The 25,295-nt window shown below is 39.6% G+C and carries 22 protein-coding genes; 3 read left to right on the top strand and 19 right to left on the bottom strand.

The features are described 5' to 3' along the window. Window positions 1–37: 37 nt before the first annotated feature. The 17 genes from aspS to KQI66_RS11435 all read right to left on the bottom strand — a co-directional run bounded on the left by aspS (window position 38) and on the right by KQI66_RS11435 (window position 18,821). A complete protein-coding gene (gene aspS / locus KQI66_RS06005; protein ID WP_216427770.1) occupies window positions 38–1,843 on the bottom strand; it encodes an aspartate--tRNA ligase in 1,806 nt (601 codons plus the stop codon). A 94-nt stretch (window positions 1,844–1,937) separates the two neighbouring features. Beyond that, window positions 1,938–2,288: a ribosome silencing factor gene (gene rsfS / locus KQI66_RS06000; protein WP_216427769.1), complete on the bottom strand. Its 351-nt coding sequence runs from the start codon at window positions 2,286–2,288 to the stop codon at window positions 1,938–1,940. Between the two features lie 11 nt (window positions 2,289–2,299). Continuing rightward, window positions 2,300–2,878 carry a bis(5'-nucleosyl)-tetraphosphatase (symmetrical) YqeK gene (gene yqeK / locus KQI66_RS05995; RefSeq protein ID WP_216427768.1) on the bottom strand — a complete coding sequence of 193 codons (579 nt, stop codon included), beginning with the start codon at window positions 2,876–2,878 and terminating at the stop codon, window positions 2,300–2,302. Continuing rightward, window positions 2,879–3,511 carry a nicotinate-nucleotide adenylyltransferase gene (gene nadD / locus KQI66_RS05990; RefSeq protein WP_216427767.1) on the bottom strand — a complete coding sequence of 211 codons (633 nt, stop codon included), beginning with the start codon at window positions 3,509–3,511 and terminating at the stop codon, window positions 2,879–2,881. It lies immediately after the preceding gene. Window positions 3,512–3,516: 5 nt separating this feature from the next. Continuing rightward, the gene (locus tag KQI66_RS05985; protein ID WP_216427766.1) at window positions 3,517–3,819 is read right to left on the bottom strand and encodes a YhbY family RNA-binding protein; all 303 of its coding nucleotides are present in this window, start codon (window positions 3,817–3,819) and stop codon (window positions 3,517–3,519) included. Between the two features lie 112 nt (window positions 3,820–3,931). Further along, window positions 3,932–5,209 (bottom strand): GTPase ObgE, encoded by a 1,278-nt coding sequence (obgE, locus tag KQI66_RS05980; RefSeq protein ID WP_216427765.1) that lies wholly within the window; start codon window positions 5,207–5,209, stop codon window positions 3,932–3,934. Between the two features lie 134 nt (window positions 5,210–5,343). Next, on the bottom strand, window positions 5,344–5,643 hold the full coding sequence (gene rpmA, locus KQI66_RS05975; RefSeq protein WP_216427764.1) for a 50S ribosomal protein L27: 300 nt from the start codon (window positions 5,641–5,643) through the stop codon (window positions 5,344–5,346). After that, complete coding sequence (locus KQI66_RS05970; protein WP_216427763.1) at window positions 5,644–5,985, bottom strand: ribosomal-processing cysteine protease Prp; 342 nt, start codon at window positions 5,983–5,985, stop codon at window positions 5,644–5,646. 5 nt (window positions 5,986–5,990) lie between these two features. Next, window positions 5,991–6,302, bottom strand: a complete 312-nt coding sequence (gene rplU, locus KQI66_RS05965) for a 50S ribosomal protein L21 (RefSeq protein WP_216427762.1) — start codon at window positions 6,300–6,302, stop codon at window positions 5,991–5,993. A 140-nt stretch (window positions 6,303–6,442) separates the two neighbouring features. Further along, window positions 6,443–7,894, bottom strand: coding sequence for a hypothetical protein (locus tag KQI66_RS05960; RefSeq protein ID WP_216427761.1), 1,452 nt, complete (start codon window positions 7,892–7,894; stop codon window positions 6,443–6,445). 107 nt (window positions 7,895–8,001) lie between these two features. Next, entirely contained in the window at window positions 8,002–10,710 is a 2,709-nt protein-coding gene (locus tag KQI66_RS05955) for a tetratricopeptide repeat protein (protein WP_216427760.1), read from the bottom strand. Window positions 10,711–10,772: 62 nt separating this feature from the next. Further along, window positions 10,773–11,396: a regulatory protein RecX gene (locus KQI66_RS05950; protein WP_216427759.1), complete on the bottom strand. Its 624-nt coding sequence runs from the start codon at window positions 11,394–11,396 to the stop codon at window positions 10,773–10,775. A 19-nt stretch (window positions 11,397–11,415) separates the two neighbouring features. After that, window positions 11,416–12,639, bottom strand: coding sequence for a recombinase RecA (gene recA, locus KQI66_RS05945; RefSeq protein ID WP_216427758.1), 1,224 nt, complete (start codon window positions 12,637–12,639; stop codon window positions 11,416–11,418). 101 nt (window positions 12,640–12,740) lie between these two features. Next, complete coding sequence (locus KQI66_RS05940; protein ID WP_216427757.1) at window positions 12,741–13,976, bottom strand: competence/damage-inducible protein A; 1,236 nt, start codon at window positions 13,974–13,976, stop codon at window positions 12,741–12,743. A gap of 20 nt (window positions 13,977–13,996) precedes the next feature. Continuing rightward, the gene (gene pgsA / locus KQI66_RS05935) at window positions 13,997–14,524 is read right to left on the bottom strand and encodes a CDP-diacylglycerol--glycerol-3-phosphate 3-phosphatidyltransferase (RefSeq protein ID WP_216427756.1); all 528 of its coding nucleotides are present in this window, start codon (window positions 14,522–14,524) and stop codon (window positions 13,997–13,999) included. A 5-nt stretch (window positions 14,525–14,529) separates the two neighbouring features. After that, entirely contained in the window at window positions 14,530–15,870 is a 1,341-nt protein-coding gene (gene rimO / locus KQI66_RS05930) for a 30S ribosomal protein S12 methylthiotransferase RimO (RefSeq protein ID WP_216427755.1), read from the bottom strand. A 23-nt stretch (window positions 15,871–15,893) separates the two neighbouring features. Beyond that, a complete protein-coding gene (locus KQI66_RS11435; RefSeq protein WP_305832462.1) occupies window positions 15,894–18,821 on the bottom strand; it encodes an FtsK/SpoIIIE family DNA translocase in 2,928 nt (975 codons plus the stop codon). 143 nt (window positions 18,822–18,964) lie between these two features. Here KQI66_RS11435 and KQI66_RS05920 point away from each other — a divergent pair, with 143 nt between their 5' ends. Both KQI66_RS05920 and KQI66_RS05915 read left to right on the top strand, forming a co-directional pair. Further along, the gene (locus tag KQI66_RS05920) at window positions 18,965–20,401 is read left to right on the top strand and encodes an aminotransferase class I/II-fold pyridoxal phosphate-dependent enzyme (RefSeq protein ID WP_216427754.1); all 1,437 of its coding nucleotides are present in this window, start codon (window positions 18,965–18,967) and stop codon (window positions 20,399–20,401) included. Window positions 20,402–20,624: 223 nt separating this feature from the next. Next, entirely contained in the window at window positions 20,625–21,278 is a 654-nt protein-coding gene (locus KQI66_RS05915; RefSeq protein WP_216427753.1) for an adaptor protein MecA, read from the top strand. Between the two features lie 41 nt (window positions 21,279–21,319). Here KQI66_RS05915 and KQI66_RS05910 read toward each other — a convergent pair whose 3' ends face one another. Both KQI66_RS05910 and KQI66_RS05905 read right to left on the bottom strand, forming a co-directional pair. Further along, on the bottom strand, window positions 21,320–21,985 hold the full coding sequence (locus KQI66_RS05910; protein ID WP_216427752.1) for a DUF2461 domain-containing protein: 666 nt from the start codon (window positions 21,983–21,985) through the stop codon (window positions 21,320–21,322). A gap of 75 nt (window positions 21,986–22,060) precedes the next feature. Next, the gene (locus KQI66_RS05905) at window positions 22,061–24,049 is read right to left on the bottom strand and encodes a sodium-translocating pyrophosphatase (protein ID WP_216427751.1); all 1,989 of its coding nucleotides are present in this window, start codon (window positions 24,047–24,049) and stop codon (window positions 22,061–22,063) included. 477 nt (window positions 24,050–24,526) lie between these two features. On the opposite strand from KQI66_RS05905, the gene KQI66_RS05900 reads away from it, so the two are divergent. After that, entirely contained in the window at window positions 24,527–25,288 is a 762-nt protein-coding gene (locus tag KQI66_RS05900) for a GntR family transcriptional regulator (protein ID WP_216427750.1), read from the top strand. Window positions 25,289–25,295: the final 7 nt, after the last annotated feature.

Raw genomic sequence — 25,295 nt, 5'->3', positions numbered from 1 at the left:
TCTTTAAAAGAAAACGGCTTTTGTATAAGCATTTATATTATTCTTCTGTTGTTTCTTCTTTTGCAACTATTGCGATTCCGAGCTCATCAAGCTGTTTCTGGTCAACAACGTCAGGAGCATTTGTCATAGGGCATGACGCGTCCTTAACCTTAGGGAATGCAATTACATCTCTTATGCTTGTTGCTCCGCTCATAAGCATTATTATACGGTCAAAGCCGAATGCAAGTCCGCCATGAGGAGGAACTCCGTATTTGAAGGCGTCAAGAAGGAAACCAAATCTTTCCTGTGCGCTTTCATCAGAGAAGCCGAGAAGGTTAAATATCTTCTGCTGTATGTCACGTCTGTGGATACGGATACTTCCGCCGCCAAGCTCAAAGCCGTTAAGTACCATGTCATAAGCCTTTGCACGAACCTTTGAAGGATCTGTGTCAAGAAGCTCAAGGTCTTCGTCCATAGGGCATGTGAACGGATGATGTTCAGCAACATATCTGTTTTCTTCTTCGTCCCACTCGAACATAGGGAATTCTGTTACCCATAAGAATCTGAAATCGCCGGGCTTCGTTAAGTTCTGGCGTTTTGCTATTTCGCATCTTAAAGCTCCGAGTGAATCAAATACAACCTTATCCTTGTCTGCACAGATAAGAATTAAGTCGCCGGGCTTTCCGTCAAGTGCGGAAACAATCTCCTGAAGCTTTTCGGGTGTAAAGAATTTTGCAATCTGTGACTTAAGTGAACCGTCATCATTAACAACGATCCATGCAAGTCCCTTTGCTTTGTATGTCTTAACAAATTCAACAAGCGAATCAATCTGTTTTCTGGGGTAATGACCGCAGCCTTCCGCATTGATCGCTCTTACACTGCCGCCTGCCTCAATGGCATTTTTGAATACAACAAACTCTGTATCCTTAACGATTTCTGTTATGTCGTGAAGCTCCATGCCGAAACGTACATCAGGCTTGTCTGAACCAAAACGTGTCATTGCCTCTGCATATTTCATTCTCTGGAGGGGAATCTGAACATCAACATCAAGAATTTCCTTGAATACCTTCTTGATAAGTCTTTCGTTTACGTCAAGAATATCGTCAACATCAACAAATGAAAGCTCCATATCAACCTGTGTAAATTCAGGCTGTCTGTCTGCTCTTAAGTCCTCATCACGGAAGCATTTTGCTATCTGGAAATATTTGTCCATTCCGGATACCATAAGTAACTGCTTGAAAAGCTGCGGTGACTGAGGAAGTCCGTAAAAGCTGCCGGGATGCACACGGCTGGGAACGATATAATCTCTTGCACCTTCGGGAGTGCTCTTGCCAAGCATAGGTGTTTCGATTTCAAGGAAGCCTTCATCGGAAAGGAACTTTCTTATAACCTGTGCTGTTCTGTGACGCATTTCAATATTTTTGAACTGGCAGGGACGTCTTAAATCAATATATCTGTACTTAAGTCTTAAATCGTCCTTAACAGTAATTTCGTCTTCAACCTGGAACGGAGTTGTTTCGCTTTCGGAAAGAATACGAAGCTCGTCTGCTATAATCTCGATAGCACCTGTCTTCATGTTCTTGTTTACGTTTCCCTCTGTTCTCGGCGCAACCTTACCTCTGATTGCTACAACGTATTCGCTTCTTATTGTTTCAGCCTTATTAAAAAGCTCCTTATCAGAATTGTTTCCGTCTACAACAGCCTGTACAATTCCTGTTCTGTCCCTGAGGGCAATAAAGATAAGCTGGCCAAGGTCACGTCTTCTCTGAACCCAGCCCATAACAGTTACTTCGCTTCCGATAAGATTTTCACTGACATCGCAGCACATATGGCTTCTTTTTAAGCCTGTCATTGCTTCTCCCATAGTAATTTATCTCCTTAAAACAATAGTATTAAAATTTAACGCACTAAGAACAGTATATCATTATTATGTCAAAATTCAATAATAAACCTGTTTATCAGCATTCTTTTGCGTCGCCCCAGATTCTTTCAAGACTGTAGAACGAACGCTGTTCTCTGTCAAAAATATGGATTATAAGATTGCCGTAATCAAGAAGTATCCAGGCTCCGCCGGAATATCCTTCCGAATGATGAAGCTTATATCCGGCTTTAAAAAGCTTTTCGTTTGCACTGTCTGCCATAGCTCTTACCTGGTTAGGATTGCTTCCGCTGCCGATAACAAAGAAATCGGCAATGTTGCTTAAGCCCGAAAGGTCAAGTACCTTTATATCCTCACCCATTTTATCATCAAGAGCCTCTTTTGCGATTTCGGCCATCTTTAACGCTTCGTTGTGTAATTCTTCGTTCATATATTTCCTCCTTATTCGGTAATTCTTTTATAGTATTCGAGTGCCTCAACCGAATACGGGTGAAGCGCTCTGTTTCTTTCTTTAACATATTCAATAGTGCTTTCAAGAATATATGCCATAGCCTTGTCAAGGTTCTCATAAGCAAGTTTTCTTGCCTTTTCAAGTCCGTCAAAAGGCTTTCTGTTCGGCTCGATGTAATCGGCAATGAACACTATTTTTTCAAGCACAGTCATTTCCGGCTTTCCTGTCGTATGCCATCTTATCGCACCTATTATATCCTCATCCTCAACGCCGTACTCTCTTTTTGCCACCTCTGCACCGAGAAACGGATGAATAAGTCCGAGCTGTTTTTTCATAACGTCATCAACCGGAACATGATATTCCTTGCAGAAACGCTTTTTCATGTCGTCGGGATAGTCCTTTGCACAGTCGTGCAGAAGTCCGGCATATTCGGCTTTTTTTACAAGCTCCGCATCACCGTATACTGCGGCAAGCTTCTGTGCCTCTTCCGCAACGCCGAGCGTATGAATATATCTATCAATCGAAAGTGCCGACTGAAGTTTTTCTTTTATAACATCAACAGATAACATTTAATTACACCTTCTATATAAATTATGCTCATTGATATATTTTTCCGTTTTATCCGGAACAAGATATTTTATTGACTTACCTTCCGATATTTTCTCTCTTAAATCGGAGGAGGATATATCCAGTGCCGGAACATCAATATAGTGAATATCACAGCAGTATTTTTTTCTTACCTCATCAACGATTTTAATAAGCTCGTTTCTGTCAAAGCCGGGACGTGATACGGCAATAAAGCTGCACATTTTAAGCAGTCTTTCCGGCTCATGCCATGTATCGAGCATTTTTGCCTCATCTGCTCCTATAACAAAATATATCTTAAGCTCCGGATTGATTTTCTTTATTTCGGCTATTGTATCAACGGTATACGTCTTTCCTTTGCGGTTTATTTCCATATCGGAAATGTCAAAAGCAGCGTTGTCGTCTATTCCGGCAAGCACCATATTGTATCTGTCCTCAGCCTTTGTGCGGCTGTTTGCCTTGTGCGGTGCATCTCCCAGCGGCATTATGATAACCTTATCAACATCAAAGCTGTCATAAACCGTCTGTGCCGTAACAAAATGTCCGAAATGCGGAGGATCAAATGCTCCGCCCATAATCGCTATGCTTTTGTATTTTTTGAAATCCGCTTTACCCAACCGTATCAATCCTTTTTTGTTTTAGGAAGCTCTATAGACGGCTTTTTAGCCTGTCTGTAAAGAACAAATTTATTTCCGATAACCTGAACAACATCAGCGTGTGTTCTTTCGGCAATTATCTGTGCCGCTTCTCTTGTGCCCATAAGGCAGTTGTCAAGTATATTGATTTTCACAAGTTCTCTTGCTTCAAGTGCATTGTCCACCGCATCTGTAAGTTCGGGTGTAACACCGCTTTTGCCTATATGAAAAATTGTTTCAAGTCCGTTTGCCATGCTTCTGAGATAAGCTCTCTGTTTACTTGTTAACATAGTTCTCTCCTATTCTTTTATATCATTCTAAGTATATCCAACAAAATCGTTTTTTGCAATAAATCATTAATAAAAACGCTTTGTTTCGGCTGAATACAAAGCGTCTTTTGTTTTATTTATAGAAAGTAAATTCAAGGTCGTATATACGGACTGTGTCGCCTTCCTTGATACCCTTCTTTTCAAGAGCCTCTATAATGCCCTTTTCTCTGAGGTATCTCTGGAAGAATGCAAAGCCGTTTTCGTCCTCAAGATTTGTATAGCCCATCATCTTTTCGACACCGACACCGGATACAACGTAGTAATTTCCGTCAAATACTTCTATTGTATAAGGCTCATTGCCAGCTGAAACGTCGTCAAACTCTTCATACTCCGGTTCAAATACAATATCATCGGGATAATCGTCAAGAATTTTTCTTACTTCTTCAATAACAGCATTAAGTCCTGTGTTTGTTGCCGCCGATATCGGAATTACCTTAATGCCCTGCGGTTCAAATTCAGCCTTAAGTCTTGCGACATTTTCCTCCGAACCAGGAATATCGGTCTTGTTTGCCGCAATTACCTGCGGACGCTTTGCAAGCTCCGGATTATAGCTAATGATTTCGTTATTTATCTTCTTAACATTTTCAACAGGATCATCACCTTCGATTGCCGCCGCATCAACAACGTGTATGAAAGCCTTTGTTCTTTCAACATGACGGAGAAATTCTATTCCGAGTCCTACGCCCTGGCTTGCACCTTCAACAATACCGGGAATATCCGCAAGAACAAAATCCTTGCCGGAATTGAGCTGTACAACACCTAAGTTAGGCGAAAGTGTTGTGAAGTGATAGTTTGCAATTTTAGGATTTGCGTTTGTAACCATTGAAAGGAATGTTGACTTTCCTACATTAGGGAAACCGATAAGTCCGACATCAGCAATAAGCTTAAGCTCAAGTATAACATCGTATTCCTTAGATTTCTGTCCCGGCTCTGCATATCTTGGAGCCTGTCTTGTCGGCGTTGCAAAGTGCTGGTTTCCTCTGCCGCCCTTTCCGCCTTTTATAAGCACAACGGGCTCATTGCTTGTGGCAATATCCGCCATTATCTTGTTTGTGGACGCCTCACGTATAACTGTTCCTTTAGGAACCTTTATGATTATGTCCTCTCCGTCTTTTCCGAAACGATTTCTTTTTGCTCCTGCCTGTCCCGGCTCAGCCTTGAACATTCTTTTGTATCTGAAATCCATAAGCGTGTTCATGCTGTCGTCACCGACGAATATAACACTGCCGCCTTTTCCACCGTCACCGCCGTCCGGGCCACCATGTGTAATGTATTTTGCTCTGTAAAAAGATACGAAGCCGTCACCGCCGTCGCCGCCTTTTACATGAATTTTAACTCTATCTACGAACATTTTTATTCACCTCTTAACTATCATACCTTAAGTTCATCAGAATTAATCACCTATGCTGTCATTTCGGTATAAAACTCTGATCAGCTTAAGACAAAAGAAGGTTTCAAATACTGGATTTGAAACCTTCAACTTGATTATTCTGCGATTTCCACTGTTTCAACGGGATAAACAGAAACCTGTTTTTTGTCTCTGCCTTTTCTTTCGTATTTTACACGTCCATCAACAAGAGCAAAGAGTGAATCGTTTCCGCCGATGCCTACGTTGATACCGGGATGAATTTTTGTTCCCCTCTGTGTATATAAGATATTGCCGGCTCTTACGATCTGTCCGTCTGCACGTTTAGCACCAAGTCTTTTTGACTTAGAGTCACGACCGTTCTTTGTAGAACCCATACCTTTTTTATGAGCGAAAAGCTGAAGGTTTAATTTTAACATTTAGAGCACCTCCTCGTTTATCGATATATAACGACTGTATTCATTTTCAATGTCGTTTAGTCCGCCCAGCATTGCATCAAGCAAAAGCTGAACATCATGATTGTGTTCTCCGTCCTTAACGGCCGGGAGCACCAATTCCAAATATCCGCCTTTTTTATCATCGGTTTCACAACTGAAATGTTCATCGGTAAAACGCTCAATGGAATTAATCGTATTGACCGTAAGCACCGACACCGCCGAGCAGACAATATCTCTGCCGCTTTTTGCATAGTCAGCGTGTCCCGTAAGACGGAAGCCGTAAATATCTCCTGAATTATTACGAAATATTTTTACTCGTATCATAATAATTAAAGAGCGATTGAATTAATCTTAAGCATTGTGTAAGGCTGTCTGTGACCGTTTTTCTTATGGAAGCCTTTTTTAGGTTTATATTTGTAGATAATAACCTTCTTTGCTTTGCCATCGCCGATTACAGTTGCGTTAACCTTTGCACCTTCAACGTAAGGAGCACCAACTTTAACTCCGTTATCGTCTGAAACAACAAGAACTTTATCAAAAGCATAAGCTGTACCTGCTTCAACAGCAAGCTTCTCAACCTTGATCATGCTTCCTTCAGTTACTTTGTACTGTTTTCCACCTGTTTCGATAATTGCGTACATACATACACCTCCTCGCAATTTACTCGCCGAATACGGTATTCCAACCCTTTGTCGGAATTTCAAACCTCTTCGTGCGGCTGAACACACTTGATTATAATAACATCAACATTGGTATATGTCAATATTTATATAGCTTTTTCTTAATAATTAATATTAAATTCCGTTAAATAACCGTTTAAAAAATAATATGTATCCGATGAATAATTATATCTGTACACATATTCATCATATATTCCATAAAGAGTGTTTCTTGAATTAACTGCGTCCGGCATTGTATAGCCCAAAAGTTGGAATGCTGTTTTTGACATTCCTACCCATACCTTTCCGTTCTGAATGCCATTCCATTCATCATCAGACAGCTTATAAACATTCTTCGGATTATCCCAACTTGCAATGCAATACGAATTTATTCTATAATCTTCTCCTGTAAACAAAATATCAGAATTAATAGCTACTCTTTTATTATCTTCCCAGAAATAAAACTCCTTTATTTTATATTGATTGTCATTTATTTTTTCTAAATTATCCACATTAAAACCGGATATAGTATCCAATTTCCACACTGTTCTCTTCGACATATATTCGGAATCATACGGAAAATCCGAATATGGCAGACATAAGTCGTTAATCCATACTGTTTTTCCGACTATCGGACAGCTTTCATACCAGCCGACCTTTTTATATGCCTCAACTTCTGACTCCAAGGTATATCTTATTCTTCCGTCTGCGGAATAGAGCGGAATTGTTTTCTCGCTTTGCACTGTTCCGGCAGGAAAATTCGAGGTTTTCATATAATCCGGTATAGGATTGCCGTTTACATGAATCAAAACGGCATATACTCCTGTGTCCACAGATATTTTTTCTCCGCTGTGTTCTGCATAAGGAGTATCAAAGTCGGAATAGCTGATAATCAGTCCATAATCGCCGGAATTAACGGCAGTTACACATTTTGACACAGCATCAAACGTAACTCCGTAATTTATAAGTACCGTGTTATTTGCCATATCAACAACAGCATACTTTAAATTGGCATTGTAATCCAGTCCGCTTATATTGAAATATGCCTTTTCGCCAGCATTTAAAGCTATTTCTTCACTGTTAAAGTTATTAGAAACACAGAATGAATATCCGTTTTTATTAACTTTTATTTTCTGCTGTTCCGGATTATATCTTACAGTACAGTCAAAGCAAGCCTCTATTGTATCTAACGAAGCCAGAACATTATTGCCGTATGTCAAAAATCTGTATGGCTCATTAAGTATAATTTTGTTAATTGTATTATTGCCGATTTTGTACAGTTCTATCGACTTTTGAGCTTTGTTAAAGTTTAATGTCTTAAATCCATTTATCGAAATTTCAACCTGATTATACGAAGTTCCGTAAGTTATATTTTTAATTCCGAGAGCATTTACGGCAAAATCCTCCAATGAAACATATGCAATTCCGTTTGATACTATCGGTTCAGTACCCAATGTGACATCTTTTCCGTCAGATACAACATTAATGCTGTCGGCAAAAGCATTAACGCAGTTTCCCGGCACAATAATTAAAACCATAATCAAAACTGCCCATAATCTTTTTAATGTTCTCAAAGTAATCTCTCCTTTGTACAAAACATCTATAAAGCAACTAATCTAATTATATACTACATTGTAATATTTTTCAATTTTATTTGATATATGGTTTTAATTTAAAATACTTACTTTTCTTTAAATTTCAGCATAACCAGTTTTTTATATGCCTTTGTGTTTTTATAAGCCTCCGCAAGCATACCGGTTAATTCTTTTTTATGGTTTCCGTATGAGTCGAGCTTTTCGATTTTCTCAATCACTTCGCCGTTTTTTCCGAGTGCTGCAAGTGCCTTGCACATATCAGTAAAAGCATTTATGTACTTATCGGATTTTTCTCCGTAAACCTTTGAGTATATTTCCAAAGCCTTTTCATAAAGCAATATGGACTCCTCATATCTGTTCTGAATGCAGTACAGTCTTGCGGAATTGAGTATATATTCGGCAAATCTTATCGACTCGCCTTCACTTTTTCTTATCATAAGTGCATTTTCGCTTATATATTCAACAGCCTTTGAGTATTTGCCGATTTTTTCTGCCACAGACGCCGCCATATCCAGAAACATACAGTAATTCTCGACATCAATATTTTCTCTGCTTTTCGCCTCTTTTATGCCTTCATCAAAATGCTTGTCGGCTTTCTCCGTTTCGTTAAGATTGCCATATACCTCACCGAGCATACAATATACAATGCTTTTATATTTCTCCAACACATTGCTGTCCGCCTCAATCAGGCTCTTGCTTTTCTCAAGCAATTCCACCGATTTGTCATATTTTTCAAGCTTAAGCTGTGCCTCTGCCATAAGCAGCAGCATATCCGCTTTTTCAATGCCTGTTTTGGCATACTCAAGTGCATTTTCAGCCTTTAATGCCGCATCTTCATACTTCTGAGCGTTATAGCATGCCTCCGCATATATGCTCATAACCTCATAAATAACGGCATTTTCGCCGCTTTCCTTTACCTTCTGTTCAACAGCCGAAAGTTTTTCCGCAGCCTTGTCATAATCTCCGCCGTTCAGCATAAGCTCTGCATAAGCAATCTGCTCATTTATTATGAAATCGGTATTACATCCTGCTCTTGATGCCGCCCCTTCGGCTCTGAAGGCACATTCGTCTGCCTTTCTCGGAAATCCGAGCATATACTGCGTTTTTGCCTGAAGATACATTATTTTTATTAAATCCTCTTCACTGCCGTTATATCTTTTATACATTGATGCGGCCTTTCTCAGTCTTTCTGCCGCCTCATTGTATTTCTTAACCTTATACAACAATGCACCGCTGTGATAATAGCACTGACGGCAGAAAACCGTATCGTTTCCCATCATCATTTCAGCAATGTCGCAGGCAGTGTCAAGACATTCTGAGGCCTTCTCGTTTTCGCCGAGCTGTTCATAAAGCTCTGCACAAAAATGCAGTGCTCTTGCATATTTAGGGTGCTCGTCACCGTATTTTGATTTTCTGAGCTCCAAATATCTGTTGCAGAACTGTATCGTTTTATCAACATCTTTTTTCTTACAGCAGGCCTCAGCCATTATTCTGACGTTTTCCGTATAGCTTCTTATTTTGCCAGGAGTTATAAGCATAAGCTCCTTGCTCATAATCAAACCCTGCATTATAAAGCCCTGTGCCTTAAGCAGTTCGCCCTTTTCCATATTAATTCTTCCGAGATTAATAAGAATTTCCGGTATCTGCTCATTCACTTCACCAAACATATCTCTCTTAAGCTCAAGAACCTTATCCTGTATCTCAATAGCTCTGTCATATTTGCCTATATTTTCGTAAACCTCAGACAAAGCCATAAGTGTTGCCGTATAGTGCATACTTTTTTCTCCGACCGCATCTTTCTTTATATTCAATGCCCTGTTATGGTACTCAACAGCCTTATTAAAATCGCCCATACGGCTGTAATCAAGACCTATATTGGTCAGCACATCACCATAAAATATATGGTTTTTGCCAAGCATATTTTCTATCATTCCGAGTATTCTGTTATGTACCTCAAGAGCCTTTTCATACTTACAGTCCTTTGTATAAATCGCCGCAAGTCCGTTTAGCATTGAAATATAATCAAGATGATTTATGTCCATAATTTTTTCGCGTATATTCAATGCCTTTATATAAATATCTGCAGCCTCTGAAAACTTATCCAAGCTCTGACAAACATTTGCATAATTCATAAGATAAGTCATTTTGAAATATGTATCTTTTTCTCCGGCTCTTTCGCCTGCTTTTACCGCTCTTTCATATTCGTCTGCGGCTCTTCTGTAATTTCCGGTATTTTCCGCCGCCTCTGCTATGCTTACATGAATATCGGTGAACATATTTGCGTCGCATTCTTTTGTTCTCTTTGCACATTCCAGCGACTCCGCAAGAAATGTAATGCCCATATCGCTTTTATCGTTGTCGGCATACATATTTCCGAGATTATAGACTGCCTCTATATACGGAACGGAATTTATTCCATGCTTTTCCTTTGCATGATCTCTTATATCTTTAAGTATATTTTCTGCATTCTTATATTCTCCGGTTATGCTGTAAAGTGTTCCGAGATTGGTCAGAGTATCATAATAGCTTTCACTGTCCTCACCGAGAACCTTCTTTTTTATTTCTGCCGCCTCAAGATAATAGCCCTTAGCCTTTTCCGGTATGTGCATATCATCATAAAGTATTGCGATATTATTTATGTCTTCGGCATATTCAGCCGTATCTGTTTCATTATTTTTCTTATAAATATCAATAATTTTGTTTCCGCAGTCAAGTGCCTCTGCATATTTCATTTTTTCATATGCGTTCACAAAATTTTTTCTTAATTCGATAAGTTCTTTAAGATAGCTTCCCAATTCATTTCCTCCAAACAACAAAAGGATACCCAGTTAAAACGCCGGGTATCCCCATTATAAACTTAAATGCCTTCATCCGCAAGCTCTCTTACCGCCTCTTTTATTGTGCCGTAGGAAAAGCCCTTACGCTGTAAAAAGCCATAAACCTTGGCAAGCTCTTTTCTGTCCATTCCGGCAAAATCTTCATATTTTTTCATAAGCAGTTTTTTTGCCGCATCAAGCTCGTCTATTTCCGCCTCTTCAACCATTTTTTCGGCAACCGACGCTTCTATACCTTTGTTTTTAAGCTCCTGCTTAATAAGATATTTGCCCTTAGGACGTATTCTCAAGGTTTCCTTTATATATTTTTTGCAGTAAATTTCGTCATTTATATAGTTGTATTTTTCAAGGCCTCTTATAACCCGTTCGCATATTTCCTCCGTATATCCGGAGTTCATAAGCTTATCATATATTTCTTTTCTGGTACGCATTTTGTAGCCGAGAAATCTTGCCGCTGTGTCCTGTGCCTTTATATAAATGACGGAATCCATTATATAATCGTATTTTTCCTGAGGCAGCTCCATTCCTTCTTTTATTTTAAAATAAAGAATGTCGTCCATTATAAGGCCGAAAGCAAACTCGCCGTCAATAAATACCGAATATCTGCTTTTGTCCTTTTTCTGCTGTTCTATTGATGTAACTATCATATCAAAGCACCGACATCAGTTATTCATCAAAGCCGTCATCATCGAACATTTCATCGTCAATAGAAGTGTCAAGGCCGTCATCTTCATCTGAAAGATAAGCATCGGAAGGAATTATGAGTATATCATCGTCATCTTCGGCAACAACTCTTGTTTTCTTTGTTTTTTTAGCCTTTTCAGCCGCCTTATCCTCTTCGACAGCCTCTTTTATTGCCTCTTCGCTTATGCTGTAATAATCTCTGACCTTCTTATCAATTTCGGCAAGAACGTCCGGATGCTCCTTGAGATATGCCTTGGCATTTTCACGTCCCTGTCCTATTCTTGTTTCGCCGTATGTATACCATGCACCACTCTTATTTACTATATTTATTTCAACGGCAAGATCAAGCGTATCTCCTTCTTTTGAAATACCCTGTCCGTACATAATGTCGAACTCCGTTGATTTGAAGGGAGGTGCAACCTTATTCTTAACGATTTTTGCTCTTGTTCTGTTTCCGACAAGCTCATTGTTTGCCTTAATTCCGTCAATTCGTCTTATATCAATACGTACCGATGCGTAGAACTTAAGCGCACGGCCGCCTGTTGTTGTTTCGGGATTACCGAATGTAACACCGATTTTTTCACGAAGCTGGTTGATAAATATAATCGTACAATTCGATTTGCTTGCAAAAGCCGTAATCTTACGGAGCGCCTGTGACATAAGTCTTGCCTGAAGTCCCATGTGTGAATCGCCCATTTCGCCCTGTATTTCGGCTCTGGGAACAAGTGCCGCAACAGAGTCCACAATAACTATGTCGATAGCACCGGAACGCACCATTGTTTCGGCAATCTCAAGTGCCTGTTCACCATCGTCGGGCTGTGAAAGATATAAATTTGCCGTATCTACACCGAGATTTTTTGCATATACGGGATCAAGCGCATGCTCTGCATCGATATATCCGGCAATGCCGCCCTTTTTCTGAACCTCTGCAACCATATGCAGTGCTATTGTTGTTTTACCTGATGATTCGGGACCGTATATCTCTATGATTCTTCCCTTTGGTATACCGCCTACACCGAGTGCAATATCAAGGCTTAAACAGCCTGTCGGTATAACCTCAACATTAACTCTGCTTTTGTCATCACCAAGCTTCATTACCGCACCCTTGCCGTACTGCTTTTCAATATAAGCAAGTGCCGCCTCAAGTGCTTTTTCTTTATCGTCAAATTTACTGAAATCCTTTAAATCCTTCTTTTTCTCTGCCAAAGCTGTCTATCTCCTTTCAATGCCGTAAAGCATATCTAATATCGAAATTATGTTCTTATTATAGAATACATATTTTCGCCTGTCAAGTAAATAAATCATGCTTATATATTTTTAACAATTTTTCTTCTTAAAATATCAAGTGCCGAATATGCGGCTCTTTCTCTTACAGCATTTCTCTTTCCGTTAAAATGAAGTTCCTTTGTATATGTTTCGCCGTTTATATATATCCCGACATACACAAGACCTTCCGGTTTTCCTTCCGAAGGTCCCGGTCCTGCAACTCCCGTTGTCGAAAGACCGATAGCCGCTCCGGCTGTTTTGGCTATTCCTTCTGCCATTTCTACCGCTGTCTGTGGACTTACAGCTCCGTATTTATCAAGTGTTTCCTTCTTAACGCCGAGCCTTCTCATTTTGGCATCGTTTGTATATGTTACCGCACCTTCGATAAGCACTTCCGATATTCCCGGATATTCGATAAGCTTTGCCGCAACAAGGCCGCCGGTACAGCTTTCGGCAACGGCTATTGTTGTTTTGCTGTCTATAAGCATTTTAGCCACAGTTTCCTGCATGGTTGTTTCACCTTCGGCATATACGTTAATTCCGAAACGGCTGTATATTTTCTCTGCCATAGGCTCTATAAGCTTTTCTGCCTCTTCGGCTGTTTTTGCCTTTGCCGTAACTCTTAAAACCGACTCGGTTTCCTTTGCATAGGGTGCTATTGTCGGATTGGTCTGGCTGTCGATAATGTCCTTAACTCTTGTTTCCATTGAGCTTTCGCCTACTCCGGCAATTCTGAGCGTTCTTGATACAAGAGTATATTCCTGTTTTCCGGCAAGATAAGGCTTTACCTGTTCACTGAACATAGGCTTCATTTCCTTAGGAGGTCCAGGCATCATGATCAGTATTTTGTCCTTGTTTTCTATTATAATTCCGGGAGCTGTTCCATTGTCGTTATACATAACTATTGCGTCTTTTGGCACCATAGCCTGTTTAACATTGTTTTCGGTCATTTCCCTGTTCATTTTCCGGAATGCTGTTTTTATTCTTTCAAGTGCCTTTTCGTCAAGTATAAGCTCACGTCCGAAATATTCCGCACCTATTTCTTTGGTTAAGTCGTCCTCTGTCGGCCCAAGACCACCTGTTGTTATTATTACGTCCGCACGCTCAAAGGCTATGTTCATAGCCTTTTTCATTCTCTCCGGGTTATCCCCGACAACCGTCTGATAATGAACCGTTATCCCCAGTTCTGCCAAGCCCTGTGCAATAAACTGTGCATTAGTGTTTACAATATCTCCGAGCAGCAGCTCTGTTCCGACTGCAAGAATTTCAGCATTCATATAAAAGCCTCCCAAACAGCTTAGTTTTTAAGCACCGATATATTTTTTACAATATAATCAACTCCGGAAACAACCGTAAATATTGTTGCAAGAACAACCAGTATTGTTCCGATTACCTTGTTTACACCCAGTAACATAAGAATAATCATTGCCATCTGTGTAACCGTTTTTATTTTTCCCCACCAGCTTGCGGCAATTACAAGACCGCCTTCTGCCGCAATAAGTCTGAATCCGGTTATTATAAACTCTCGGCTGATTATGATTATTACTACCCATGCAGGCAGCATACCGAGCTCAATCATACATATCATTGCCGCAGACACAAGAAGCTTGTCCGCAAGCGGATCCATAAATTTTCCGAAATTGGTAACAAGATTATATTTTCTTGCTATATGTCCGTCAAGATAATCTGTGAACGATGCAACGCAGAATATAACAACGGCTATATATCTGCTTGCCGGCTCTGCAATAAGTCCGCTCATAAGAACAACAATGAACACCGGTATCAGAACAACTCTGAACATAGTAAGCTTATTAGGTAAATTCATAGACATTAATAAACAGCCTCCCCTATAAGGTCATAATCACTTGCTTCGTTTATTTTTACATCGGCAAAATCTCCGGACATAATTTCATAATCGGCTTTAAAGAACACAAGTCCGTCAATATCTGGAGCGTCTTTATAGCTTCTTCCGCAATATACGCCTTCCTCCGGAATTTTTCCGTCTGTAATGACTTTAATTGTTTTTCCTATCATCTCTTCGCATTTTTCGGCTGAAATTCTTTTCTGGATTTCCATTATATAATTTTTGCGTTCTTCCTTTACCTCTTCGTCAATCTGGTTATCCATTTCCGCCGCAGGCGTTCCTTCCTCCGGTGAATATGTGAATACACCGAGCTTATCAAATCTCATCTTTTCCACAAAGCCGCATACTTCCGCAAACTCTTCTTCCGTTTCTCCCGGGAAGCCTGTTATTATTGTTGTTCTTATGCAAATATCCGGCATAGCCGTTCTGAGTGCGGCAATTTTATCAGATATAAGCTTGGAAGATGTTTTTCTTCCCATTCTCTTAAGCACTGTGTCGCTTCCGTGCTGGATAGGTATGTCAATATATTTGCAGATTTTGTCTTCCTCTGCCATAGTCTGTATTGTTTCGTCCGTAAGTGTTTCGGCATAGCAGTACAGAAGTCTTATCCATTCTATTCCTTCTATACGGCAAAGTCTTTTAAGCAGCTCATGGAGCATAGGCTTTCCATATAAATCTCTTCCGTATATCGAGGTGTCCTGTGCAACAACCAATAACTCTTTAACTCCGTTTTCGGCAAGCATTTTTGTTTCCTCAACAAGGCTTTCCATTGTTCTGGAACGGTGCTTTCCTCGCATTTTGGGTATTACACAATAGGTACAGTGGTTGTCACAGCCTTCCGATATTTTGAGATAAGCATAATGTCCGGCGGTGGAAAGAACTCTTTTCGAAGCGTTTTCCTCCTTCATCTGTGAGTCTATATTTTCCATTGCCTTAATGCTTTTTTCTCCGTTCAGTATTCTGTCGGCAACATCGGCAACACTTTCGTAAGCTGTTGTACCGATAACCGCATCTACCTCCGGCATTTCGTGGAACATTTCCTTTTCAAATCTCTGTGCAAGACAGCCGGAAACAATAAGTCCCTTGCACTTTCCGTTTTTCTTGTATTCTGCCATCTCTATTATCGTTTCAATGCTTTCTTCAAGTGCGTCTTTAATAAAACAGCACGTATTTACAACAATAATATCCGCCTCTGTTTCATCTGAAACGATTGTATATCCTCTTTCTCTGAGTATTCCGAGCATTACTTCGCTGTCTACCCTGTTTTTATCACACCCAAGTGATACAAATGCAATATTTGCTTTCAAAATAATTTACCTCCGTAAAACGATTATTCGTTTTGTTCACTGTTTTTTGCGGCGTTATATTCTGCCTTTGATATAAGAACCTTTCTCGGCTTACTGCCGTCCTCTGGTCCGACTATTCCGGTTGCCTCAAGCTCATCCATAAGTCTTGCCGCACGGTTGTAGCCAATTCTGAACTGTCTTTGCAGCATGGAAACCGATGCCTTTTCTTTATTTACAACAAGCTCTATCGCTCTGTCATAATATTCGTCATGCTCTTCACTGCCGCCTGTTTTAACCGATGATGTTATTTCATCAAGTACGGCGGTGTTATATTCCACAGATTTATGTTGCTTTAAAAACTCAACAATACTTTCAACTTCCTGGTCTGTCACAAATGCCCCCTGTATTCTGACAGGCTTGCTCATGCCGACAGGATTAAAGAGCATATCGCCCTTTCCGAGAAGTCTTTCTGCTCCGACCGAGTCAAGTATTGTTCTTGAGTCAATTCCCGATGAAACCGCAAAGGCAAGTCTTGACGGAATGTTGGCCTTGATAAGACCTGTAATAACGTCAACCGACGGTCTTTGTGTCGCTATAATAAGATGTATTCCTGCCGCACGAGCCATCTGTGCAAGTCGGCATATGCTGTCCTCTACTTCTCCGGGAGCCGCCATCATAAGGTCGGCAAGCTCGTCGATAATAATTACTATCTGCGGCATAAAGTCTGTTTCGCCTTTTTCCGCCTTAAGTCTGTTATAGCCCTTTATATCCCTTACGGAATTTTCGGCAAAATCATTATATCTCTGGAGCATTTCCCTTACAGCCCAATTAAGTGCACCAGCCGCTTTTTTCGGATCGGTAACAACAGGTATGAGCAGATGAGGTATTCCGTTATACACGCTCAACTCAACAACCTTGGGATCGACAAGCAGAAGCTTGACCTCATCAGGCTTTGCCTTATATATGATACTTGTTATAAGTGTATTTATACAAACACTCTTACCGGAACCTGTCGCACCTGCAATCAGAAGATGCGGCATTTTGTCAATATCCGTTACAACCGGATTTCCGGCAATATCTTGTCCCAGTGCAAATGCAAGCTTGGACGGGAATTTCTGAAATTCTTCAGACTCAAGCACTGTTCTTAAATATACCGAACGAGGATTTTTGTTCGGAACTTCAATTCCGACTGCCGCTTTTCCGGGTATAGGCGCTTCTATTCTTATTCCGCTTGCCGCAAGATTAAGAGCAATATCGTCTGCAAGATTAACTATCTTGCTTACCTTAACGCCCTGGCTTGGAGAAAGCTCATATCTTGTAACCGTAGGGCCTTGGTTTATCTGCATAACCTTTGCCTCAACGCCGAAGCTCTTTAAAGTGCTTTCAAGCTTGCTTGCCGTATTGAGCATTTCAGCCTTTGACTCTTTTCCGCCTGTGTTGGGATCCTTTCCGAGAAGTGAAAGCGGAGGAAATTTATATGGAATAAGCTTTCTTTCCGGTTTTGATGCCGGTTCGGCAGGCATATTCGAATCAACGCCTGTAACCGCCTTCTTTTCCTCTTCTGTATATATTGCTCCGCCTATTATTCCACTGTCTATGTGGCTCGGAAGCTCTGTATCGCTTTTCTTAGCATTATTTTCTGTATTATTCTGCACCGGTGATATTTCTTCGTCATCAGGCTCATCATCGAACATTATTTCAAACTTAGGCTCTGATACGGCTTTTTCTACATTCACATTCTGTACAGGTATGCTTTCTTTATAATCCTCTTCAATAACAGGTTCGTTTTGAGCATTTTCTTCATTTGATGCGTTAAGCTCAAACTCGCCGTCATACTCTTCTATTTTTTCATCAATATCATCATCGTCGTAGTACTCGTCACCGCTTATTACACTCTGAATGCCTCTTTCTTTATTGAAATCGATACGTGTATTTTCTGTATCATTTTTAATATTCATTTCAGGTGCGGCTGTACCGTTGTGTCTTGCAATATTTCTTATAAGATAATCCGAAGGAAGCTCTCCTTCCGGGAATTTCTCCGGTTCTTCCTCATCATATTCAATTCTGTCGTCATAATCCCAACTGTCATTATCGTCAAAGTCATTCTCGTCCATAAGTATATTAAATACCTCACGACGTTTTTCCGCCTTTTCCGCACGCTGGGCAATTCTGTATTCCTTTTCTTCTCTTTTTGCAAGTCTGCGTTCATTTCTTTCTTTAACATGCTCATTATGTTTTTTCGGAGCATCGCCGACATATTTTGCCGCAGAAGACATTCCGTTTATAAACGACAGTTCGGTAACAAGAACAATCGAAATTATTATCAATACCGTAAGTATTATGTATGTACCCATTTTACCGAAAAAGCTTATAAGAAAGTTTCCAAAAACTCCGCCGATAACTCCTCCGTTGAGTGCTCCTCCGGTATCATAGAGTCTCTGAACGGATATACTGCCCTGTCCGTCGGACGAAAGTGCAAATGCAAACGCAGCTATCGAGCATAAGAACAACGCCGACGCCGCTATTTTCAGCTTAAAGCCTTCACGTTTTTCGCTCATGAATATCCAAATGCTGAATATAATAACCACAAACGGCAACAGATAGCCGCCAAGTCCAAGCAGCCCTTTTAATACAGCAGAAATCGTTTCGCCGAAAACGCCCATTTTGCTTGAAAACAGGCTTATTATTGCAACTACGGATATTGCTGCAACTATTATTGTTGCGGATTCATTCACTGCTGCATTGTTTCTGTATAAATCAGCCGGAGCTTTATAAGAACCTTTTTTACTGCCGGCTCTGTTATATGTACTCCTTCCGGAACTTTTTCCCGAACTCTTTTTTGTACTGCTTTTGGCATTGGCTCTTGAGCTGCTTTTTGATGTTGATTTTTTAGCGGCTGTTTTTTTATTGGCAGGCTTATTAGATGTAGTTTTTGTTGAATTACTCCTTCCTGCCGCCTTTTTAGATGCCATATTTTTCACCTCATAAATTTAAGTAAGCATAAAAACCTATCGTAATAGTATACCATATTAGTCAAAAAAAATCATTCTATTTTATTGATTTGTATGCTAAAGTATTTAAGTAAAACAACAAAATCATTTATGGGGTGACACTTATGAATATAAATCAAACTAAAACGCCTATAATAGATACTCTGCTTAAATTTGACAAGCTTAATCCCGATTATTACTGTATGCCGTCACATCACAGAGGCTCCTGTGCAGACGAAAGCTTTTTAATGCTTTCCGATACAATATTAAAATACGATTTAACCGAAACACCGATTACAGATGATTTACACGAACCTGAATATGCAATAGCTGAGGCACAACAGCTTGCGGCCGAGCTTTTCGGTGCAGACAAAACCTTTTTTCTTGTGAACGGAACCACCTGCGGAAACGAAGCAATGATAATATCTTCAGTTCATGAAGGCGATAAAATACTGATTTCAAGAAATTGTCACAAATCGATTCTTATGGGACTGATTATAAGCGGAGCAACTCCGATATACATAGAACCGGAAAAAAGTTCAAAGCTTAACACTTTCGGAAGCATATCACCGCAAAAGGTCGAACAGGCATTTAAAGAAAATCCTGATATAAGAGCTTTTATTCTCGTTAATCCGACCTATTACGGAATATGCAGTGATTTAAAAGCCATTGCCGATATATGCCATTCACATAACGCTCTTCTGCTGGTTGACGAGGCTCACGGAGCTGCATTTTCTGTTTCAGACAAACTCCCGCTTTCTGCAATGCAGTCCGGAGCGGATATGTGCTCACAGAGCATTCATAAAACAGCCGGAGCAATGACGCAAAGCTCAATGCTGCACATCAAAGGCACTCTTGCAGATATTTCAAAGGTTGACTCTGCATTAAAGATAGTACAATCAACAAGTCCATCATATATACTTATGGCATCTCTTGATGCCGCAAGACACAGGCTTGCCGTAAACGGAAAATATGACATTGAGCATTTAATAAAGCTTTCGGACTATATACGAAACGGGCTTAATTCCATAGACGGTGTAAATTGTTACGATAAACATTCCGACACAGAAGTATTTGATTTTGACAGAACAAGAATTGTTTTTTCAATAGACAACAAATGTGGCTTTGATATATTTGATGAGCTTTTTAACAATTACAATATTTGTGCGGAAATGGCAGATGATTTTAATGTGGTTCTGATACTCGGTCCTTCCGATAGCATTAAGCAGGCCAACCGATTAATCGCCGCTGTTAAAAAGATTGCAAATAAAAAAGAAAGTTCAAGAAATTCCGAATTTTCAATGCCTGCAATTCCATCTATGGCTTTAACACCGAGAGCAGCATATTTTTCAAAAACAGAGTCTATCCCTCTTGAAAAAGCGGAAGGAAAAATAAGTGCCGAAATGATTGCACCGTATCCTCCGGGAATACCTGTAATCTATCCGGGAGAAGTATTTACTGCTGATATTGTTGAATTTATATCAGACGCAATAAAAGAAAAACGTCATATACATGGATTTTCGGATAAAACAATGCAAACAGTCAAAATTTGTATAAATTAAAACATATACATTGATAATCGAAGCACCGCATATCTATAAAAATATATGGTTTAATTAAACACTTTACATAAATAGAAAAAACAAATATACTTTATTCTATAATAGAATTTTATTTTTTAAGTATTGACAAAACCTATGTATTGCATATATTATCCTATTTACATACGATTTTTATTTATCTATACTTAAACCGTATAATCTTTAATATGGGGAGTGACGACTTATGAAAATAGAAAAAATCAGCGATACCCAGATTAAATTCATACTCAGCAAAGAAGACCTTGCCGGAAAAGATATTAAGTTAGAAGATCTTACTTCATCAACAGAAAAAACGAAAGAACTTTTCCGTGATATGCTTGCAAAAGCCCTTGAAGAATGTGGATTTTCCATTGATGATGCACCGCTTTTGATAGAAGCATTGCCCATTGCCATGGACAGTATAATGATTATAGTTACCAAAATTGATTCTGAGGAAAAAGAAAATTCTTCTGAAGACAGCGAAACAGCTTCCGCAAAAGCAAAGGATAACCATAAATATAAACGCAAATCAATAAATGTACATAGAAGCGAACCGATAGGCTCAACCGATACATTTATATATTCATTTGAAAAACTCGATGATGTTATAGACGTATGTATTAAGATAAACAGACGAACAATAAACGATAGTTCATTATATAAACAGTTTGGTAAATATTATCTTGTTGTTTCTGTCAATAAGGACTCCATGGAAACCTTTGAAAAGTTTTCATACATTCTCGGAGAATACGGTCAGAAACAGAATGCTACATCTCTTTCCAAATATCGTCTTATGGAATATGCCGAAACAATTATTGCCGAAAAGGCAGTTGATATTCTTGCTGAAAATTTTATCTGAAACTCAAAAACCGAGTGTGCTTTTTACGGCACACTCGGTTTTTATATATCCTTAAGATATAAGAAATACGGCTTAAGGAATTTAAATTTTTCTTCAACCACATCAAGAATATCCTTTGTGAACAGCTCCTCGTCCATTCTGTAATCAGATGCAAATGCAACATTTCTGAATTGAAACCATTTTTCAATATTCTTTGGTGTACCTTCGGGAATAAAATTCTTTTTATACAGTCTGGTATCAGCCTTAAAAAAACTCTGTCCTGCAAGCTTTTTTTCAAGTCTTTCGACAGCCGTATTATCAGCCGCAAGCTTATTTCTGTATCGTGTCAAAAATGCAGAATCACTCTCATATGAGCCTACACCACAACACCAGCCTTCCGGTGCTACCTCAAAATAAAAACAGATTTTACCTTGCCAACGACCTTCTCTGTAATTAAAAACAACCCATTTTCTGTCCTTATACGGAGATTTATCCTTTGCAAATCTTATGTCCCTGTTTGCTCTTGATATTGCCGGAACAAAGCTTTCTCCAAGCTTCATATTATTAAGTCTTTCCGCCATTTCATCGGAAAACAACTTCATCGGCGTTTTTACAAGCGTATCATATCTGTCCTTGTTTTCTCTGAACCATTCGGTATTGTTATTCATTCTGAGTTCCCAGAAAAAATCTATAATTTCTTTCGGAAAGCCTTTAAATTCAGCATTCATTATATCACCGCCATATTAAAGTAAAAGGCAGCCTAAAAAGGCTGCCTTAGTATTTCAGCTATAAAACCGTATCAATTATAATAATCCTGCACCGCTGTTGATTAAAGCGAATAAAGGAGCGAATACGAGTGAAACAACTGTCATAAGCTTAATAAGAATGTTGATTGAAGGACCTGATGTATCTTTGAAGGGGTCACCAACTGTATCGCCAACTACGGCTGCCTTATGAGCTTCGCTACCCTTTCCGCCATGATTTCCTTCTTCAATATATTTCTTTGCATTATCCCATGCACCACCGGCATTTGACATGAAGATAGCCATAAGAACACCTGTTACAAGTGCACCTGCGATAAGTCCGCCGAGTGCTGTTGTTCCGAGAAGAACACCGATGATGATAGGTGCTACGACTGCCATGATACCGGGTACAAGCATTTCCTTAAGAGCAGCCTTTGTTGAAATAGCAACGCAGCTCTTGTAGTCAGGTTTAGCTGTTCCTTCCATGATACCGGGGATAGCTTTGAACTGGCGTCTAACTTCTTCGATCATCTGGAATGCAGCTTTACCAACTGACTGCATTGTGAATGCAGAGAAGAGGAAAGGAAGCATACCGCCGATGAAAAGACCAACAATAACCTTTGTATCAAGAATATCGATTGCTGAAAGACCAACTGCCTGTGAGTATGAAACGAAAAGTGCAAGAGCAGTAAGCGCAGCTGAACCGATAGCAAAACCTTTACCCATAGCAGCTGTTGTGTTACCAACTGCGTCAAGTTTATCTGTGATTTCACGAACGCTTTCATCAAGACCGCTCATTTCGGCAATACCGCCGGCGTTGTCTGCGATAGGGCCGTAAGCGTCAACGGCAACTGTGATACCTGTTGTTGAAAGCATACCTACTGCTGCAAGAGCGATACCATAAAGTCCGCCAAATGCGTAAGCAACAAGAATACCGATTGCAATAAGGATAATGGGAGCAGCTGTTGATTCCATACCTACTGCAAGACCGCTGATGATTGTTGTAGCGGCACCTGTTTCTGACTGATCAGCAATTTTCTTTACTGATCTGTAATCGCTTGATGTATATCTTTCTGTAATGATACCGATGATAACACCAACGATAAGACCTGCAATGATTGAAATTGCAAGGTTTACTGAGCCAAAGAATTTTGAGCTTAAGATAAATGATAAAACAATTACGATAACACTTGCTACATAAGTACCTGTCTTAAGTGCCTTATGAGGATTTGACTTTTCATCGCCTCTTACGAAGAAGCATCCGATAATTGCTGCAAGAATACCAACTGCCGCAAGTACAAGAGGGAAGATAGCACCCTCTGCTCCGAAAGCAGCAACACCAAGTGTTACAGCTGAAACGATAGCACCTACATATGATTCGAAAAGGTCGGCACCCATACCAGCAACGTCACCTACGTTGTCACCTACGTTGTCGGCGATAACAGCGGGGTTACGAGGGTCGTCCTCAGGGATACCTGCTTCAACCTTACCAACAAGGTCGGCACCAACGTCGGCAGCCTTTGTATAGATACCGCCGCCAACACGAGCGAAAAGTGCAACAGATGAAGCACCAAGGCTGAATCCGAAAAGGATGTTAGTGTCGTTTGTTACCATGTAGAAAATGCTGACACCAAGAAGTCCAAGACCAACAACTGACATACCCATAACGGCACCGCCGCTGAAAGCGATTGAAAGAGCTCTGTTCATACCGCTGTTTCTTGCTGCATTGGCTGTTCTTACGTTAGCCTTTGTAGCAACGCTCATTCCGAAATATCCAGCAAGGATTGAGAATAATGTTCCTACAACGAAAGCGATAGCTGAACCGAAACCGATTCCGAGTCCGATAAGGATAAATAATACGATAATAAAGATTGCGAGAATTTTGTACTCAGCAGTAAGGAATGCATGTGCACCTTCGCTGATTGCAGTAGAAATCTCTTTCATCCTGTCTGTACCTACTTCTTCTTTGGAAACCTTTCCTGAAAGAATGAAGGCAAAAACAAGAGCTATAACACCAAGTACCGGTGCTACATAAATAAAGCTTTCCATTTTTAGTCCCCCTGTAAATTAAATTATAAAATTATAAATTTTTATATATAAATTAAATCCGGCGACCGAAATAGACACAATTATCAAATGAATTATAATACCGTTCAGCCGTCTGACTTAAATCATATTCTTTTAAAGCTGTCCACAAATGCCTATATATTATATCCTAATACTTTGTTAAAATCAATATCCTAAATCTCATTTAATATTGTTTTTCTTTGAAAATCCACTATTTTTCCTATTATTAAAGCCGATTTTCCTATATCATATTTTGCATAATTATAATGATAATGTCAATACATAGTAACATAATTTATTTACTTAAAATTCTAAAATAATATGTTAGGTATAAAAAACGTAGCTTATTGTGTATTTTATTAGAAACAAAGCCAAAACAGTGGATTTTTATGTAAGATTGATGTATAATGTATTTTATTATTATGTGATAACAATACGTCAAAAAGGAGATAATGGTACATGGAATTTCAAAAGCATACTATAAACAAAGACGTCCCTATTCCATTGTATTATCAGGTCAAACAGATTATCCTGGATGAGATTAACAATGAGGGCGTGCGTGCAGGCGATGCCATTCCCACAGAAAAGGCTTTCTGCGATATTTATGGCATAAGCAGAACCACAATCCGTCAGGCAATCAGTGAGCTTGTTAACGAAGGCTATCTCTATCGTGTTAAAAGCAAAGGTACATTCGTTTCTCAGCCTAAAGCTAAGACCGACCTTGTTAATATGTATGATGGATATAACATGGAAATATTCAACATGGCCATGACTCCGTCAACACAAGCGATTGAGCTTACTCTCGTAAAAGCCAATTCCGAACAGGCAAGAGCGCTTGAAATCAATGAAGGTGACAACGTAATCTATCTTTTAAGACACAGATATGCCGACGGAATGGCAATGGGATATGTTGAAAGCTACTATAAATATCCTCTCTGCGATATTCTTCTTAAAGAGGACGAAAGTGCACTTAACACAACCTCAATTTATGAAATTCTCGGAAGAAACAAATCTTCTAAAATTCATAAGATTTCCAAGACTATCGAGGCTGTCGGTGCAACCGAGGCAGAGGCAAAGTTCCTCAATATCAAAAAAGGCAATCCTTTAAATATGTGTACAAACATCTGCTATTCGGCAGAAACCGGAGAGCCTATCCTCTATGAAATACTTAAATACAGAGGAGATAAAAACAAATTCTCAATAGAAATCAATATCGACTGATACATAT

This window comes from Anaerotignum sp. MSJ-24 (genome assembly GCF_018918145.1).
GTDB lineage: Bacteria > Bacillota > Clostridia > Lachnospirales > Anaerotignaceae > Metalachnospira.
This window is presented reverse-complemented; position numbering and strand designations above follow the sequence as displayed.

Bases quoted from the DNA above. Each gene is read 5' to 3' on its own strand.
- KQI66_RS11435 (WP_305832462.1), bottom strand. From the start codon at position 18,821: ATGGCATCTAAAAAGGCGGCAGGAAGGAGTAATTCAACAAAAACTACA.
- KQI66_RS05905 (WP_216427751.1), bottom strand. From the start codon at position 24,049: ATGGAAAGCTTTATTTATGTAGCACCGGTACTTGGTGTTATAGCTCTT.
- yqeK (WP_216427768.1), bottom strand. From the start codon at position 2,878: ATGTTATCTGTTGATGTTATAAAAGAAAAACTTCAGTCGGCACTTTCG.
- KQI66_RS05970 (WP_216427763.1), bottom strand. From the start codon at position 5,985: ATGATACGAGTAAAAATATTTCGTAATAATTCAGGAGATATTTACGGC.
- rpmA (WP_216427764.1), bottom strand. From the start codon at position 5,643: ATGTTAAAATTAAACCTTCAGCTTTTCGCTCATAAAAAAGGTATGGGT.
- KQI66_RS05940 (WP_216427757.1), bottom strand. From the start codon at position 13,976: ATGAATGCTGAAATTCTTGCAGTCGGAACAGAGCTGCTGCTCGGAGAT.
- KQI66_RS05950 (WP_216427759.1), bottom strand. From the start codon at position 11,396: ATGATAGTTACATCAATAGAACAGCAGAAAAAGGACAAAAGCAGATAT.
- KQI66_RS05900 (WP_216427750.1), top strand. From the start codon at position 24,527: ATGGAATTTCAAAAGCATACTATAAACAAAGACGTCCCTATTCCATTG.
- rplU (WP_216427762.1), bottom strand. From the start codon at position 6,302: ATGTACGCAATTATCGAAACAGGTGGAAAACAGTACAAAGTAACTGAA.
- KQI66_RS05915 (WP_216427753.1), top strand. From the start codon at position 20,625: ATGAAAATAGAAAAAATCAGCGATACCCAGATTAAATTCATACTCAGC.
- KQI66_RS05985 (WP_216427766.1), bottom strand. From the start codon at position 3,819: ATGTTAACAAGTAAACAGAGAGCTTATCTCAGAAGCATGGCAAACGGA.
- KQI66_RS05920 (WP_216427754.1), top strand. From the start codon at position 18,965: ATGAATATAAATCAAACTAAAACGCCTATAATAGATACTCTGCTTAAA.
- rsfS (WP_216427769.1), bottom strand. From the start codon at position 2,288: ATGAACGAAGAATTACACAACGAAGCGTTAAAGATGGCCGAAATCGCA.
- KQI66_RS05910 (WP_216427752.1), bottom strand. From the start codon at position 21,985: ATGAATGCTGAATTTAAAGGCTTTCCGAAAGAAATTATAGATTTTTTC.
- aspS (WP_216427770.1), bottom strand. From the start codon at position 1,843: ATGGGAGAAGCAATGACAGGCTTAAAAAGAAGCCATATGTGCTGCGAT.
- obgE (WP_216427765.1), bottom strand. From the start codon at position 5,209: ATGTTCGTAGATAGAGTTAAAATTCATGTAAAAGGCGGCGACGGCGGT.
- pgsA (WP_216427756.1), bottom strand. From the start codon at position 14,524: ATGAATTTACCTAATAAGCTTACTATGTTCAGAGTTGTTCTGATACCG.